Consider the following 17576-nt stretch of genomic DNA (forward strand, 5'->3'; position numbering starts at 1 on the left):
TCATTTTTATTGTGGCTGAGCATCATTTGCAGCCGTTGCATACAATCCAACCAAAGCTCCTGTAAAACCTCCGGCCATGTTTGTTGAAAGAATATCGCCTGAAACACTTTCGCCTAAATTTTTAAAATCAGTGCCGTTTAAAGCATAACTAAATTCGTAATTGTCTCCGTTGGCTTTTACCTGAAGTCGAATGTTTTTTTTGATTTCGATTTTAGCGCTTACAATTATTTTAGATTGTCCTTTTTCTGTTCTTTGTAATAAAATATAAGTGTCTTTTCCTTTTTTTGTGATGCCAAATACATAATTAAAACGCTCGTTTTGCAGACATACAATTCCGGCAAGATCTTTTTCAGATTCTGGCCTGTAATCTATTGTTGTGGCAAAAGAAAACGTGTTGTGCATTTGTCTGTAAAAAAGTGTCGAAGTGGGTTTAACTTCTTTAATATTGACTTCGAAAGGATTAATCTGAAGTCCTTTTTTAGTTATTGAAATAAAATTTTCACGAGGGCCTCTCAATCCGATCCATCGATAATCTAATTTATCAGAGGTAAAATTTTCGGTAAACGTAAAATTCCCATTTGGGAAAAATCCGTCTTTGCCTGTTTTGTTTTCGGTAACGCCTTTTGGCATTTTAATTTTTGGTTCTAAAGGCACTAATCCGTTTTCAAAAACGGGAAAAGTTCCTGACCAGTCTACCGGAAGCATAAAAGTTTCACGTCCTGTATTTACTCGGTCTTTATCATTCGGGCGAATGCCTAAAAATACACCATAATATTTATTATCAGGTCCAAGTACTAAATCGGCATGTCCGGCCCAGTCTACTTTATCGGTTCTGTTTTGAGGAAAATATCTTTGGGTAAGAATCGGATTGTTTGATGCCGGTTTAAAAGGCCCTTTCGGACTGTCACTGATAAAAATAACTTCACTATGATTTCCTCCTGTCCCGCCTTCGGCACACATTAAATAATAATGACCGTCTTTTTTATACAAATGAGGCGCTTCTATCCAGATTGGTTTTTTAGAAAGATCTACTCCACCATCTACAATAATTTTATCCGTTCCCGGAATGACCTGATCTTTTTCCAGATCATATTCCCAAACTTTAATAACACGATGTCCCTGATAGCGTTCTTTTCCTTTATCGGGAGCGTCATTATGAACGATGTATCCTTTTCCGTTATCATCAAAAAAGATACAAGGATCAATTCCGTCAAAACCTAATTTTATCGGACTTCCCCAGCCTCTCATGGGATCTTTTGTTTTTACTATAATATTGCCCAAACCTCCTGAAAATGCTGTTACAATCATATAGAAAGTGTCATTGTGAGGATTATAGGTTATTCCCGGAGCATATACACCCTGGCTGATACCTGTGTCATGCGGATTGAATTCTGAAACGTTATTTAATACCCCTCCCATGTCAGTCCAATTGACTAAATCTTTAGAATGGAAAATGGGTACCCCTGGAAACATAGCAAATGAAGAACACACCATAAAATAATCATCGCCTTTTCTGGTAATGGCCGGATCCGGATAACATCCCTGTAAAACGGGAGAATAAAACTCATCTGGTTTTAAGGGATTCTTTTTATAAATGTCGTCGTTTCCCTGATAAATAACATTAGAAAAAACAGGCGGCTTTTTGCTTTGTTTTTTTACAAGAGTGTCATTTGCACCTATTATTTTGAAAGAGAAAAGAAACAATAATGGTAATAAGAAAAATATTTTTTGTGGCTTCATTTGTAACTGTTCATTAATTATTAAAAGCTCTTAAAAACTAAAATGTAAATTTAAGAGACCTGAATATTGTAACTGAATTCATAATTTAAAAGCCGAGGGAATTCCCCCGGCTTCAAACTAAAGCAAATTTACAAACCAACTTATAAGCTATTCTGTAAAATTAACACCTATAATTACTGTAAAATTTGCTTCTTTTACCAAGATATTAATATCCTGGATTTTGATAAGCAGTCTTGTCTGCTGCTGACATTTCCATACCATCTATCTGACCCTGAGGTATTGGGCGCAAGTAATGATACGGTTGTATAGTTCTTGTAACAATCTCTGGTGTATGCTGACCGTAGTTAGATCCTCCAATTGAATATTTACCTGCAATTTCATTCCATTTTTGAGTTCTTACCAAATCGTACCAACGGTAACCTTCACCATAAAATTCACGCGAACGTTCAGCCAGAATATAATTTATATCGATTAATGCCGGAGTTGCGCTGGTTAATACATTACTATAGTCTGTAGTTTTTGCCTTTTGACCATTATTATCCCAACGCCATTTTCCTGCACGGGCTCTTATTACATTGATAAGAGCTCTGGCACTCATAGTACCAGTTGCTCCTTTTACTGCAGCTTCTGCGGCCACAAAATAGAGTTCTGAAAATTTAGCCACCGGATAAGGTCTTGTGCTTCCTGCATTTGGCTGTCCTAAACCTCCTGCATTATCTGTACGGTATGGTCCTAACTTCCATAAACCAGGGTATACTATTCTGCTTATTCCATTTGGAGAAATTACATAATCTGATCTGCCTGGTAAAACTCCGGCACCCACACCATTATCGCCTGCTCCTGCAGGATATGTAATGGGTGTCGCTGGCTCATCATTAAGAAACGTTACAATGGCATCGCCTGGTTTTACCGCCAATCCGTTTGCATTATACAAGGTTGCTACATCTGTTAAACCAGTTCCCTGTAAATTCCAATTTCCACGATATACGGCTGCAAATGTTCCGTCGTATCTTGAATCGTTTGTTTTATCTGCAAATGTTTTGGTAAAGACTTCGATAGGTGGTACCATTCTCACCCAGGGACGTCCTAAAAACTGATCTGCTGCTCTTTGTACAGTCGAAACTGCAGCTCCCGAAGCATTTTTACTTCTTATCGAAGTGTAATTAAAAGTTCCCATCCAGCCTGCAAAATTATCAGGCGAACCGCCACTTCCGTACGTAAGACTTGCTCCATTGTAATATTCGCTTTCCTCGGTATGATCTGCGTAAAGCATTACTTCTTTGTTACGATCATTAGATCCCAGGTTTACATCATAATAGTAAGGTAACAATCCATAAGAACCCGGATTATTGATTCCTTCTAAAGCGATGTTGTAAGCTTGTTGAAAATACCATTGAGCGTTGTGTCCATCAGGATCTGTTCTTGGTGTATCCGGATAGGTTGGAATATTGTTTGGATTTTCTAACCACCAGGCATATGTTAGATATGCTTTTGATAACATTAAACGAGCCAACGTTTTAGTTGCTGTTCCTGTTAATCTTGAAGCATCTGGCAGTTCGTTTACTGCTGCTACTAAATCTGGAAAAATAGCTTTGGTGTAAACCTCAGGTACGGTATTTCGTTTTGAAGATCTCGATGGTCTGCTGTTAAATTTTAACTCGCCAGCTCCTAAATCTAAAGGAACTCCTCCAAAATTTTGTACCAATAAAAAGTAATCAAAAGCTCTAAAGAATTTAGATTCTGCAATTAAGTTACTGGCGATACCTACTGCGGCAGCGTTTTCGATAATTCCGCTTGCGGTGTTAATATCGTTATACGAATTATTCCATACCACATCGGCTCTGCTTGAGGTAGCATTTATAACCCCAACTCCGGATAAATCATGATCTTTGAAATTTCCGTCGGCTTGCTGCCCATATGTATTTTCATCTGTACCGGTTTGAACTGAGTTGTAGTAATAAGCCTGCCCGTATATCCAGCGTAAATGTGCGTAATGTGACGTTAATCCCTGTATAACTCCCTGTTCAGTTTTAAAATAGCCAGGTTCATAAAAATCATGTGGTTTTTCTTCTAAAATATCAGAGCAGCCCGCAAAGGAGAACAAAACTGCTGATCCTATAATTAATCTTTTAAAAATATATCGTTTCATAGTTCTTTTGATTAAAATGTGAAATTAAGTCCGAATAAAAAGTCTCTGGTAGAAGGTGTATTGGTTCCAATAACCAAAAACCTGCGTTGGTAAGTACCTGTTACTGCCTGGTTTTCATCTCCAAAAGAATTGGTTTCAGGATCCATCCCTGATTTTCTGTTGTAAGGAGAGAAAAGTACAAACGGATTTTGAGCTGTAAAATAAAGTCTCAGTTTCTGAATCCCTAAATTTCTCATAAATTCCTGATCTAAAGTATATCCAAGCGTTAAGGCTCTAATTTTTACATAAGATGCATCAAAATATCCCATTGTAGAAATGTATTTTGGATTATCACTGCTTCTGATACCTCTTGGGTTAGGAAATTCTGCATCTCTGTTATCCGGTGTCCAGTAATCTACATCGACATTACTTCTTCTTCCGTTAAGAAGATTCAGGTAACTGTTCCCTCCGTAAAGTGTACTAATTAAAACACCGCCACTTTTAAAGGCTCCAACAGCAGAAAAATCAAAACCTTTATACGTTAAGTTCGTATTAAAACCTCCCTGAAAATCAGGATCAGTTTCAATGATTTGTCTGTCGGTTGCGTTAATAGCACGCGTTGGTGTACCGTCCGGGTTAAAATCTCCTGTATATTTCACTTTGATAGATCCTACTACTGTTCCTTGCTGGTTTACACCAGTTGGTCCAGGTTCTAATGTAGACATGTACGGATCGCCTTCCTGCCAGATTCCTACTTTTTCATAATCGTAAATTGAGTTGATATTATAACCTACAAACCAAGAGTTTGCCTCATCTCTTTGTGCTCCGGAAGCCAGTTTAACTAACTTGTTTTCGTTGGCATAAAAGTTAACTCCAACCGTCCAGCTTAATCCTTTTGGATTATCCAGAATTACTCCGTTTAAAGCAATTTCGTATCCTTTATTTTCAGTTTCACCAACATTGCCAACATAACTGCTAACTCCTGATGTTGCGGGAAGATTTACGCGTTGCAGCAAATCTTTTGTATTTGTTTTGTAATATTCGATTGTTCCTGATAAACGATTATTAAGAAATGCGAAATCCAATCCGTAATTCCATGTTGTCGAATATTCCCATCCTAAATCCGGATTAGGCAATGTTGTAACATATACACCTGTAGAATTTGTAGTTCCAAAATTATAAGGTCTTGTACTTAAAGCTCCCAAAGTTTGATAAGGATCTACGGCCTGATTGGATGTTTCACCATATCCTGCGCGTAATTTTACTAAATTAACCCATGAAAGTTTTTTCATAAAAGATTCATTTGAGACTGTCCATCCTGCAGAAACCGCCGGATAAGTTACCCATTTATTTCCTTGTGATAATCTTGATGAACCGTCTGAACGAATTGTTCCTGAGATAAAGTATTTATTATCGTAAGAATACATGGCTCTTGCCATATACGAACTTAAACCCCATTGCGTATAATCCTGATCTGCCGGATTTATAACTGCTTCTTCTTCACTCTGCCCTAAGTTGTAAAACTGAAATGCATCAGAAGTGATTCCGTTTCTGGTGATTCTGGAAGTATTTCCCGTAAACTGCTCATTTGAATACAATCCCACAAAATTTACCGTATGTTTTTCGGCAAAAGTTTTATCGTATGAAATCAAATTCTCAATTAACCATTGTGTTGACAATGTATTGGTAATAGACGCATTTGAGATTGTCGTTGGATTTACATCAAAAACACCTTGTCCTTCGTAGTAACCGCCATTCGATAAACGTAAATTTAATCCGGTATTCATACGGTATTTTAAACCTTCTACCCCCGGTATTTTAACTTCAGCAAAAATATTATTGTAAGAACTAAAAGCTCTGGTTTGATTTACATAAGAATCTCCCAAATTATTGATGGTATTTCTGGTATAAACCCAGTTTTCATCTCCACCCATTCTCACGGTTCTTTTTAAGGATCCGTCCGGATTATAAGGATTTGCCAAAGGAGAAGTTGCTAAGGCTGTACCTGTACCAATGTTATCTCCATTTGTAACGGCGTAGTTACTGTTTGTATTAAATCCCATGCGAAAAGCGCTTCCTAACTGCTGATCTAAACCTGCTCTTAGGCTGAAACGCTCGTATTTTTGACCAGGTAAAACAGACTCTTCTTTATAATATCCTAAACCTGCATTATAAGCACCGTTTTCACTACCTCCTGAAACACTAACATCATGACTAATCATTTCGCCAGCTCCGTAAAGTGAATCCTGCCAATCTGTATTGGTGTTTCTCGATTCATCAATACCATCTGTATATAAAGTTGAATAATCACGAAGTGCTGCAAATTTAGCAGCATCCATCATATCGTATTTACCAAAAACCTGCTTAATACCGCTAAATCCGTTGTAATTAAAAGTAGCTTTTTGATTTTTACGTCCTTTATTACTTGTTATCAATATTACCCCGTTGGCTCCACGTGAACCGTAAATAGCCGTTGCAGAAGCGTCTTTTAAAACGTCTACCGATTTAATATCTACCGGATTTATATCACCTATTGAACCTGCAAAAGGAACACCATCTAAAACAATTAAAGGATCGTTACTTCCGGTTAAAGATCTTGTACCACGTATACGAATCTGCATTGCTGCTCCCGGTTTTGTAGAAGTTTGTGTTAAGTCGACACCCGCAAGTCTCCCTTGTAAAGCCTGAGTTACGTTTGCAGCCGGAACTTCATTTAATTCCTTTCCTCCAATAGAAGCTACAGATCCTGTTACGGCTTCTTTCCTTTGCGTTCCGTACCCAATAACAACCACTTCTTTTAATTGAGCCGAATCTTCTTCAAGACTTACATTAATTTGGGTTTGTCCATTTACTATTACTTCTTTGTTCGTTAAACCTATAAAGCTAAAAACAAGAACACCGTTAGAAGGTACATTGATAGTATAAGTACCGTCGAAACCGGTGCTTACTCCATTTTTTGTTCCTTTTAAATTTACATTAGCTCCCGGAATTGGGCCATTGGCATCCGATACAGTTCCTGTAACTTTTGTCTGGGCACTTGAATGGAGTGATAACGCAAACATTAAGATCAAAAAACAAAAGCATTTGAGATGCTTTGCTTTACTTATAACAAAAGAGTTAGTCATAAAAATTGATTTAGATAGTTAAAATTTAATTTGGTTTAGTTAATAAGTGTATTTAAAACAAATATAAAAAAAAGCAATTAATACACAATCGGTTGTTTGTTATTTTTTTAGATAATCAATAAAAAAACACAGTTTAAAAAACATTGTAAATAATTATAAGCTTAAAATAATGAAAAATATCTATTATTAGAATTGGTTTTAACCAGAATTTTGATAATATTACCATATTATTTCTATTTAGTTAAAAAAAAGATAAAAGAAAAAAAAGTAAGGAGGCTAACGTCAAACATGCAAAAAATGATAGTTTTTAAAGTAAAAATATTATTAAAATAAAAAACAATCGAGGAGTAAACGTGGTATTTGCTTCTGATCACTAAATATTTAGCCACAGAAATTATTAAAAAAGCACTAAAAGCAATCGGTTGTTATAAAAAACAGAAAAACTCCTTTCAAATTTAACTTCAAAAGGAGCTTTAAGACATAATATTTAATAAATCACTAAAATTGAAGTTATCAAACTGGTATTAAGGACATTATAATTTTACTTTTTGCATCTTCAATAAATTGATTTATCCCAATATCAGTTACTGTATGTTTTAATAATCCTTTGATAGCAGAAAGAAAGTGGTCCCGTCATAACATCAGAGCCTGCTTTTGCACAATTTACAATATGCATCGTATGTCTGATCGAAGCCGACAGAATATGAGTTTTGTATCTATGATTATCATAATTTCCCGTATGTCTTCAATTAAGTGCCTACCATCTGCTGAGATATCATCAAGCCTTCCTGAAAAAGGCGAAACGTAGGTTGCACCTGCTTTTGTAGCTAATACTGCCTGTCCCGCAGAAAATATTAAAGCAACATAGGTTTTGATTCCTTTTGATGAAAAATACTTACCTGCTTTTACAAAGCTGTCGTCACTGTGAATAGTTATTGTGTAATCTTTGTCAAAATTTTAAAATTTGACAAAGATTACACACAAAATAGTTATCAAAATCATTATTCAGATTTTAACTTTCTATAACTATCACATCAATTATATATATTGATTAATAATATTCTCAAACAATTCCTGTTTACCGCTTTTTAATGACAATTCACCATTTTGGTTTGCGATATCATACAAATCCTTAAGGTTTAATTTTCCATCTGCAAAATCTTTTCCTTTTCCGGAATCGAACGAACTGTATCTTTCTTTTCTTAATTTTTCATATGGAGAAGAAGTAATAATTTTGTCAGCCGTTAATAATGCTCTTGCAAAAGTATCGGCACCACCAATATGCGCTAAGAAAACATCTTCGAGATCTGTAGAGTTTCTTCTGATTTTTGCATCAAAATTTACTCCACCGCCTTGCAATCCGCCCGCTTTCAAGAAAACCAGCATCGCTTCTGTAGTTTCCTGAATATTGTTTGGGAATTGATCCGTATCCCAACCGTTTTGGTAATCGCCTCTGTTGGCATCAATACTTCCTAACATCCCTGCTTTTGCAGCCACTTCAAGTTCATGCTGAAAAGTATGTTGCGCCAATGTTGCATGGTTTACTTCAATATTGATTTTAAAATCTTTATCCAGGCCATATTCTTTTAAGAATCCAATGGCGGTTGCCGAATCAAAATCGTATTGGTGTTTTGATGGTTCCATTGGTTTTGGCTCGATAAAGAAAGTTCCTTTAAAACCCTGCGCTCTTGCGTAATCTCTGGACATCGTTAAGAATTGTGCCATATGGTCTAATTCTCTTCCCATGTCGGTATTTAAAAGAGACATATACCCTTCTCTTCCTCCCCAGAATACATAGTTTTCACCGTTTAATGCAATTGTTGCATCCAAAGCTAGTTTTACTTGTCCGCCCGCTCTTGCCACTACATTAAAATCAGGATTTGTAGCGGCTCCGTTCATAAATCTTGGGTTCGAAAAACAGTTTGAAGTCCCCCAAAGTAATTTAATTCCAGATTCTGCTTTTTTCTGTTTTAGATATTCCACAATCGTTGCCAGACGTTTTTCAGATTCTGCGAAAGTTGGTCCTTCAGCGACCAAATCATAATCGTGAAAACAGAAATAATCAAATCCCATTTTACTGATAAATTCAAAAGCAGCATCGGCCTTATCTTTTGCAGCCTGAATTGGATCTGGTGATTGATCCCATGCAAAATTTTGAGTGCCCGGTCCAAATGGGTCACTTCCTTGTCCGCAGAAGGTGTGCCAGTAGGCGATTGCAAACTTAAAATGTTCGCGCATTGTTTTTCCGGCCACAACCTGATCCGGGTTGTAATATTTAAATGCCAAAGGATTATCAGATTCCTTGCCTTCAAATTTTATCTGGCCAATGCCTTTGTAATATTCTTTATTTCCTAAAACTACCATTTCTTTATTTTTTATGTGTTAATATCAATTCTAATTCCTGTTTCCATTTTTGATATGCCTTTGCATACGGTGCTGCATTTTTTAGTGGTAAAAAGGTCATTACGTGATCGTTGGTCGTAATACTTGAACCAAATTTATTGTAATCACCATCTTTTAAGCCAACAGCTCTCGCCGCTCCTACCGCACCGGTTGTATTGTAAATTTCGATTTCGTGACCAATTAAAGTGGCCACCGTATTCGAAAAAATCTCTGAACGAAATAAATTATCATTCCCGGCTCTGATCACATTAATCGTCGCATTATCGTCTTTTAAACATTCCATTCCGTAAACAAAAGAAAAAGCAATTCCTTCAAGAGAAGCCCTAAACAAATGTGCGCTGTTGTGAATATTTAAGTTGAGATTTAAAAAATGTGTTCCGATGTTTTTATTATTGAACATACGCTCTGCACCATTGCCAAACGGAATCACGACAACTCCATCAGAACCCACATCAATTTTTGAAGCTTTACGGTTCATCGATTCATATGTTTCGTCGCCCATATTATTACGCAGCCAGCGATACTGAATTCCGGCACCGTTTATGTTTAAAAGTTTTCCAACTCGTGGTGTTTTTTCTTCGTAATTAACATGAACAAAATTGTTTACCCGTGTACTTTTCCCGGATGACATTTCGCTAACAGCATAAAATACTCCCGAAGTTCCACCGGTCGCAGCTACTTCTCCCGGATTCAAAACATTTAAAGCCAGTGCATTATTCGGCTGATCTCCGGCTCTGTAAACTATCGGAATACCAACCGGAAGTACGGATTCTTTAGCACCTTTTTCGCTTAAAACTCCCTGATCGGTAAAATTCTCAACAATATCTGCCGTTAAGGAGGGATCGATTCCGTAATAATCCAATAACCAGCTCGCTACTTTATTTTCTTTATAATCCCAGAGCATTCCTTCGGATAAACCATTTTTTGTGGTTGTAATTTGTCCTGTCAGTTTAAGCGCAATAAAATCGCCCGGCAACATGTATTTGTAAATCTTATTGTAGATTTCAGGTTCGTTTTCTTTGACCCATTTTAGTTTTGAAGCCGTAAAATTTCCCGGTGAATTCAGCAAATGTTCCATGCATTTTTCTTTACCAATTTCAGAGAAAGCCTTGTTCCCAATTTCAACCGCACGGCTGTCGCACCAAATAATCGAGTTTCGCAATGCATTTCCGTCTTTATCCACAATAACCAATCCGTGCATTTGGTACGAAATTCCAACTCCGGTAATTTTTGAAGCCTCGATATTCGCTTCACGAATCGCTCTTTTTGTTGCAGTGCAAATGTGTTGCCACCAAATTTCGGGATCCTGTTCCGCCCAATCAGAATGAAGGGCAACAATTTCCATTTCGTTTTGAGGCTCGTTCAAAACAATAATTTTTTTCCCTGTCTCGGCTTCGACTAAAGCTACTTTTACAGACGAACTTCCAATATCATATCCTATATAATACATAACTTATAATGATTCTCTTAAAATTAAATTTTTGAATTCAATTGCTCTCTTTTAAATCCGCGTTAAAAATTAAAATTGATTTCCCTTTGAGATAAAACTTCGTGCTGCTGCATATTCAAACTGTAAAATCTTGCGGCTCTGTGCGATACATCTTCTTCTTTTTCATTTGAATCATGTACGATTCCGGTTTGCAAAAGCTTTCTTCTGAAATTTGATTTGTTTATTTCGATTCCAAGGATTTCTTCATACAGGTTTATAACCTGCAACAAGGTGAATTTTTCCGGTAATAAATTAAAACCTACGACGCTTTTGCAAATATTTCGGCGTAATTCTTTTAAACTAAAATCCAGGATTATTTTATGTTTATCGTTTAAACCGGCAATTTCATTAATACCAACCCATTTAACATCAGTATTAAGCATATTATCTTTGCTGTCATCTCTTTTTACTAAAGCATAATAAGCAATCGAAATATCTTCCTGCAACGAAGAAGATGACTGATAACTGAATGCTTTCAGCTGCTCTAAGAAAAATTGATCGCCGCCAATATAATTTTTCAAAATATTATGAGCTGTACTCAATATCGTTTCGCCTTTTTTGATATAATCGCTAGCCAATTTCCAGGATACAATTCCTTCATTGTCTTGCTGTTTCACCAATAAAACCTTAAGAGTGTTGTTTTCAAAATTGAATATTACACAATCAATTTCTATTTTGTTTGTACTATATTGTCTGGCGATTTTTCTAATTTTTTCATCTCCTCTTTTCATAGAAAATAAAATTTAAACCTATTACTGTTCTTCCACTTAATCTTCTGATCTTCTCATGCGTAAGGATCTATTGTAATGATTGAACCATCTTCCAGATAATCAATTTTGGTTACTTTCATACTTCGCAAATGCGTTACGCCTTTTGATAAACTCGAATCATGATAAAACAAATACCATTCATCTTCGACTTTACAAACAGAATGGTGCGAGGTCCAGCCTACAACCGGATTTAAAATTCTACCCTGATACGTAAATGGCCCATAAGGATTATCGCCGATTGCGTAACAAATAAAATGCGTGTCACCTGTTGAGTACGAAAAATAATATTTATCATTGTATTTATGTACCCACGAAGCTTCAAAAAAGCGACGATCGTTATCTCCGGCTAATAAAATTTTTCCGTTTTCATCCAGAATTTTAATCTCTTTTGGTTCTTCTGCAAATTCCAGCATATCATCTTTAAGCAATGCTACAATTGGTCCTAAAGCAGATTCATTTGCCAGAGGTTCTTCATGATTTACATCATAATTATTGTTTCTGTATTTTTGAAGCTGGCCGCCCCAAATTCCGCCAAAATAAATATAATGTTTCCCATCTGTATCTTCAAAAACCGCCGGATCAATACTATAACTTCCTTTAATAGCTTCTGGTTCAGGCAAAAACGGTCCAATTGGAGAATCACTTACCGCAACGCCAATCTGGAAAATTCCGTTGGAACGTTTTGCCGGAAAATACAAGTAGAATTTTCCGTTTTTACAGGCTGCATCGGGTGCCCACATTTGCTTTTCGGCCCAGGCCACATCATCGACATGTAAAGCAATTCCGTTATCAACCGTTTCTGCCTTAATGTTTTCCATTGAAAATACATGATAATCTTCCATTCCAAAATGGTCACCATTATCGTTAAACGGAATCCCGGCATCAATATCATGAGACGGATAAATATAAATTTTGCCATTAAAAACATGTGCCGATGGATCTGCGGTGTAAATATGAGAAACCAAAGGCTGAGAGATGGCTTTTTTATTAATTTGCTCGAAATTAATTTGTTCAGTACTATCTTCAGGCATAGTCGTTTTTTTGTTTTATAAAATAATTTAAGTTCTTCTTTCTTTTAAATCAGTTTCGATTTTCACTTCCATATTTTTATCGATTTTATAGAAAAATAATAGCGTAACACCTATCAAAAAGGGTATCGCAGGAAAAACACTTACCAATAATTTGATTCCGTTTATAGCCATATCGGTTTGGCTTAGAGAGTTTGGCACGTAATGAAAATAACCTAAAAATGAAGTGGTTAAAGCGCCGCCAATACTCAATCCTGCTTTTAATCCCACCATCATGGCTGAGAAAATAATGGCAGTTGCACGACGGTTATTCAACCATTCTGAATAATCGGCCACATCTGCAATCATTGCCCAGAGAAGTGGAATTGTTATTCCGTAGAAAAACCCATGTAAAATTTGAGAGAAAAACATAAAACTGATTGCCGTTGCCGGAAAGAAATAAAATGCAATAATAAACAAGGTCGAAATGAATAAAAACAATCCGAAAATATTTCGTTTGCCGTATTTATCAGCCAGACTTTTAGACAATGTGATTCCAACAATCATAAAGATAATTCCGCCTGCATTAAACAATCCAAAACCAGCAGAAACAGGATCACTTCCAAAATAATTCAGTTTTAAAGCTGATAGTACCTCTAAAATGGGCTGGATAAAAATTGCAAGCTGGTCTTTGTCTGCATAATTTTCAAAATAATATACATAGGAACCGCCTTTCATTGCCAAAGTAATGAATACTAATGTGGTAAGACTCAGCATAATTACCCAGGGCTTGTTTTTCATTAAATCGCTCAAATCTTCTTTAATGCTTGATTTTTGTTCCGGCTTTGGAATAATACGTTCTTTTGTAGTTAAGAATGTGATTAATAGCATGATCGTTCCAATGATTGCTAAAACAGTCATTACTTTTTCGATACCAATGGCTTTATCGCCATTTCCGGCACTTTTAATAATGCCAAGCATAAAAACCTGGACAAAAAACTGCGCAAACATTACGGCCACAAAGCGATAAGATGACATACTGTTTCTTTCGCCCATATCACCTGTGATAACCCCGCTTAAAGCAGAATAGGGTAAATTATTACTGGCATAAAAAAGCAGCAATAACGTATAAGTGACAACGGCATAAATTACTTTTCCGTGATAGGAGAAATTTGGTGTTGTAAAAGCCAGTAAAGCAATAGCACCAAGTGGAATTGCTGTTATTAAAATCCAAGGTCTAAATTTTCCCCATTTTGTGCGGGTCCTGTCTGCCAAAACACCAATAATTGGATTAAATACAAAAGCAGCAATCAAGCCTACTAACAGCATAATTATAGAAGAATCTGTTGGAGATAATCCGTAGATATCAGTATAAAAATAAGCGAGGTAGGTCATTAATGTCTGGAAAACAAGATTTGCGGCCAAGTCGCCTAAGCTGTATCCGATTTTTTCTTTAATGGATAATTTTTGTGAAATGTAATTCATTATTTATGTGGTTATTTTTGGCTTGAAATTAGATTTTCTTTTTCCAATTCCGGATAGTTATGTGATGTTTTACACCATTAGACGTTAAAACAATCGGTTGTGTAAAATTATATAAAAAAAGAGGATTTGCAAGTCCGTTTTCAATTATTTCATTATATAAACCAAAAGACACATTCGGTTGTTTAGTTCGCAAAAAAAACTTTTTTTACGGCACAAATTTTATTGTTTTATTTCTTTTAATTGTATTACACTGTTATACGCTTTTTTGGGTTTTAAGTCTTTATCAAATAACAATGGATAATTTGTCCTTCCTTTTACAGGCCAGTCGTTTAACCACGATTGCCCATCATGAACACCCCAAAATGTTACACGGCTAATTTTGTCTTTATGTTTTAAAAACAATTTAAAAATAGAAGCATAACGTGCTGCAAGTTTAACCTGTACAGAATCCGGAAGCGTTTTAGGATACGGATTCATTTTAGGATCTCCTTCGAAATTCTGATTTACATCAGCGCCATTTAAATCCTTTGGATTTGGGAGGACAGAAATATCAAGTTCCGTAAAAGCAACTTTAACACCAAGGGCCGAATATTCTAAAATGCTTTTTTCAATTTCTTCTAATGACGGATAAGTCAATTTCCAGTGGGCCTGAATCCCAACACCATCAATTTTACCGCCGGCTGCCTTTATTTTTTTGATCAAATCAATATTTCCAGCTCTTTTGGCCGGTTCCTCATTATTATAATCATTGTAATACAAATCTACTTTTGGATCCGCAGCTGCGGCATATTTAAAAGCATCTGCAAGATATTTTTCGCCAAGTGTATTTAAAAAGATTGATTTTCTTAAGGTGCCATCTTCGTTTAAAGCTTCATTGACTACATCCCAGGAACCTATCCTGCCTTTGTATTTCGTAACAATTGTAGTGACATGATCTTTCATAAAAGCGCGCATTTCTGTGCTGTCTTTAATTTTTTCGATCCATGGTGCAAGCTGGCTGTGCCATATTAAAGTATGACCATGAATAAACATTTTATTTTTTTCACCATACGCCACAAATTTATCCGCAAGAGCAAAATCATATTTGTCTTTTTGCGGATGAATAAACATTGATTTCATGATATTTTCTGCCGTAATCGCATTAAATTCATTCTGGATCAATGAGTCTTCTTTGGCATTTTTTTCTTCAATCTGATCAGCGCTCAGGGCAGTCCCGATATAAAAATCATTTTTATAGCTGTCTTTTAAAGAAACAGCATTTTTTTCTTTTTCTTTTTTTGCATTACAGCTGCTTAAAATTACAACGGATAAGAGCAGTAAAGAGCGGTTAATTAATCTCATTTTTATTGGTTTAAGGTTAGTAGTAATTATTAATTCCTAAAATAGATAGGCTTATATCAATTCTTTTAGTTTGTAAGCTATACCCGCTTCTAATCCTCTTAATTCAGCAAGACCTTTTAATCTTCCTGTCAAAGAATAACCGGGATAAGTTTCTTTTTCTTTATCCACTTCGTGTAAAAAACCGTGATCAGGACGCATTGGCAAACTTATTTTTCTGGCATTCATTAGCAGCAGAATTTTTTCGACAATCGTTTCCATTTTTGTATCGCCTTTTAAATGTTCTGATTCCCTAAAAATAGTTTCGCTTTCGCGGAAAGTGTTCCGAAGATGCAAAAAGTGAATCCGGTCTCCGCAATCATCAATAATTCTTTCCAGATTATTTTTCGGATCTGCTCCCAAAGAACCGGTACAAAAACACAATCCATTTGAATTAAACGGAACTGCAAGCAATAGGGTTTTAATATCTTCTTCCGTAGAAACAATTCGGGGCAGACCTAAAACTGAAAACGGCGGATCATCAGGATGTATGGCCAGCTTAGCATCATATGCAGCAGCGACCGGAGCAACTTCTGCTAAAAAGCAGATCAGGTTTTCTCTTAGTTTTTCATTATCGATATTGGCGTAATTATCTAATAAAGAAAGAATTTGTTCTGCTGTAAAGTTGCTTTTACTTCCCGGTAACCCTAATAAAACATTTTTAAATAATAATGCTTTTTCATCTTCTGAAAGTTTATTTCCAAACTGTAATGCGTTTTCTTTCTCTTTTGCAGAATAATCATTTTCAGCATTTGGTCTTTTCAACAGGAAAACATCAAAATAAGTAAAAGCATCCTGATTGTATAAAAGTACCTTACTTCCGTCTTCATTAATAAAATTGTGATCGGTCCGAACCCAGTCTAATATCGGCATAAAATTATACGTGATGATCTTAATACCGCAATCTGCCAGGTTTCTGATACTTATTTTATAGTTGTCAATGTATTTTAAATAATTTCCGGTGGCGCGTTTGATCTCTTCATGAACCGGCAGACTTTCTACTACTGCCCATTCAAGTCCGGCATTTTTAATAATTTGCTGTCTTTCCTTAATATCTTCAAGTGTCCAGATTTCTCCTACAGCAATCTGATGCAAAGCCGTAACAACTCCAGTTGCCCCGGCTTGTTTTATATCTAATAAACTTACGTTGTCCTGAGGCCCAAACCAACGCATCGTTTGCTGCATTTTTATCATACCATTATTCTTAATTTGTGCTGAATTATTTTAACCACATAGACACATAACTTACTTTGTGATGTGAAAACTTCGACAAAGCTATAATACTCGCCGAGACAATTAGAACCCAATACTATTTCCACCATCAACTGGCAAAACGGTTCCGGTTGTGTATTTTGATTCGCTAAGGGCGAAATAATAAACGGCATCTGCAATGTCTGAGGGTTCTCCCAAAAAGCCCATCGGCGTTCTCCCAAGCACTTTATTTTTTCTTTCAGGATCGTTATCAAGTGCCGCAGAAGACATTTTAGTTTTGATAAATCCCGGCGCAATGCAATTGACACGAATACCAAAAGGCGCCAATTCTACGGCCATTGCTCTGGTCATCGACTCGATCGCGCCTTTACTGGCCGAGTATGCAATTACTTTTGGAATTCCGTATTGCGATGCCATCGAACTGATATTGACGATACTTCCTCCGTTTTTTTCTTTCATGTTTTTCACAACGGCTTTACTTACAGCAAAAACGCTCAAAAGATTGGTATGAATTACAGATAAAAAATCTTCATCGGTAACATCGGTAAATTCTTTTTTCAGATTGATTCCGGCGTTGTTTACCAAAATATCAATTGGGTTTTCTTTAGTTAACTTTTCAATCATTTCCGGAATTCCGCCCAAATTATTTAGATCATAAATAACCGGAATGGCATTTTTGCCAATTTCTTTGCAAGCCTCTTCTGTTTTTTCTTTTGACCTTCCGATTATATAGGTTTTAATACCATTATCACATAATTTTTTTGCTGTTGCAAATCCCAAACCCGAATTTCCTCCGGTTACAATGGCTGTTTTTGTACTCATATTTTCTTTAATTTGAAT

At 36.1% G+C, this 17576-nt stretch carries 11 protein-coding genes and 1 pseudogene; all 12 read right to left on the reverse strand.

What is annotated here, in order from left to right; genetic code table 11:
- Positions 1 to 6 precede the first annotated feature (6 nt).
- Positions 7 to 1740, reverse strand: coding sequence for a glycoside hydrolase family 43 protein (locus HAV12_RS18500; protein WP_171570952.1), 1734 nt, complete (start codon positions 1738 to 1740; stop codon positions 7 to 9).
- Positions 1741 to 1945: 205 nt separating this feature from the next.
- Positions 1946 to 3889: a RagB/SusD family nutrient uptake outer membrane protein gene (locus HAV12_RS18505; protein ID WP_171570953.1), complete on the reverse strand. Its 1944-nt coding sequence runs from the start codon at positions 3887 to 3889 to the stop codon at positions 1946 to 1948.
- Between the two features lie 11 nt (positions 3890 to 3900).
- Positions 3901 to 6993, reverse strand: coding sequence for a TonB-dependent receptor (locus tag HAV12_RS18510; protein ID WP_171570954.1), 3093 nt, complete (start codon positions 6991 to 6993; stop codon positions 3901 to 3903).
- 513 nt (positions 6994 to 7506) lie between these two features.
- Positions 7507 to 7902 (reverse strand): annotated as a pseudogene (locus tag HAV12_RS18515) (transaldolase family protein); the annotation flags it as partial.
- Positions 7903 to 8031: 129 nt separating this feature from the next.
- Positions 8032 to 9357, reverse strand: a complete 1326-nt coding sequence (xylA, locus tag HAV12_RS18520; RefSeq protein WP_132038267.1) for a xylose isomerase — start codon at positions 9355 to 9357, stop codon at positions 8032 to 8034.
- Positions 9358 to 9361: 4 nt separating this feature from the next.
- Entirely contained in the window at positions 9362 to 10846 is a 1485-nt protein-coding gene (locus HAV12_RS18525) for a xylulokinase (protein WP_171570955.1), read from the reverse strand.
- Positions 10847 to 10908: 62 nt separating this feature from the next.
- Positions 10909 to 11616 carry an NUDIX hydrolase gene (locus tag HAV12_RS18530; RefSeq protein WP_171570956.1) on the reverse strand — a complete coding sequence of 236 codons (708 nt, stop codon included), beginning with the start codon at positions 11614 to 11616 and terminating at the stop codon, positions 10909 to 10911.
- A 53-nt stretch (positions 11617 to 11669) separates the two neighbouring features.
- Complete coding sequence (locus tag HAV12_RS18535) at positions 11670 to 12686, reverse strand: glycoside hydrolase family 43 protein (RefSeq protein ID WP_171570957.1); 1017 nt, start codon at positions 12684 to 12686, stop codon at positions 11670 to 11672.
- A 27-nt stretch (positions 12687 to 12713) separates the two neighbouring features.
- The gene (locus HAV12_RS18540) at positions 12714 to 14147 is read right to left on the reverse strand and encodes an MFS transporter (protein ID WP_171570958.1); all 1434 of its coding nucleotides are present in this window, start codon (positions 14145 to 14147) and stop codon (positions 12714 to 12716) included.
- A gap of 219 nt (positions 14148 to 14366) precedes the next feature.
- On the reverse strand, positions 14367 to 15488 hold the full coding sequence (locus HAV12_RS18545; protein WP_171570959.1) for an endo-1,4-beta-xylanase: 1122 nt from the start codon (positions 15486 to 15488) through the stop codon (positions 14367 to 14369).
- A gap of 51 nt (positions 15489 to 15539) precedes the next feature.
- Positions 15540 to 16709, reverse strand: a complete 1170-nt coding sequence (gene uxuA / locus HAV12_RS18550; protein ID WP_197984833.1) for a mannonate dehydratase — start codon at positions 16707 to 16709, stop codon at positions 15540 to 15542.
- Between the two features lie 111 nt (positions 16710 to 16820).
- A complete protein-coding gene (locus tag HAV12_RS18555) occupies positions 16821 to 17558 on the reverse strand; it encodes an SDR family NAD(P)-dependent oxidoreductase (protein WP_171570961.1) in 738 nt (245 codons plus the stop codon).
- Positions 17559 to 17576 lie beyond the last annotated feature (18 nt).

Source organism: Flavobacterium sp. CLA17 (assembly GCF_013112255.2).
GTDB classification, from domain to species: Bacteria; Bacteroidota; Bacteroidia; order Flavobacteriales; family Flavobacteriaceae; genus Flavobacterium; species Flavobacterium circumlabens.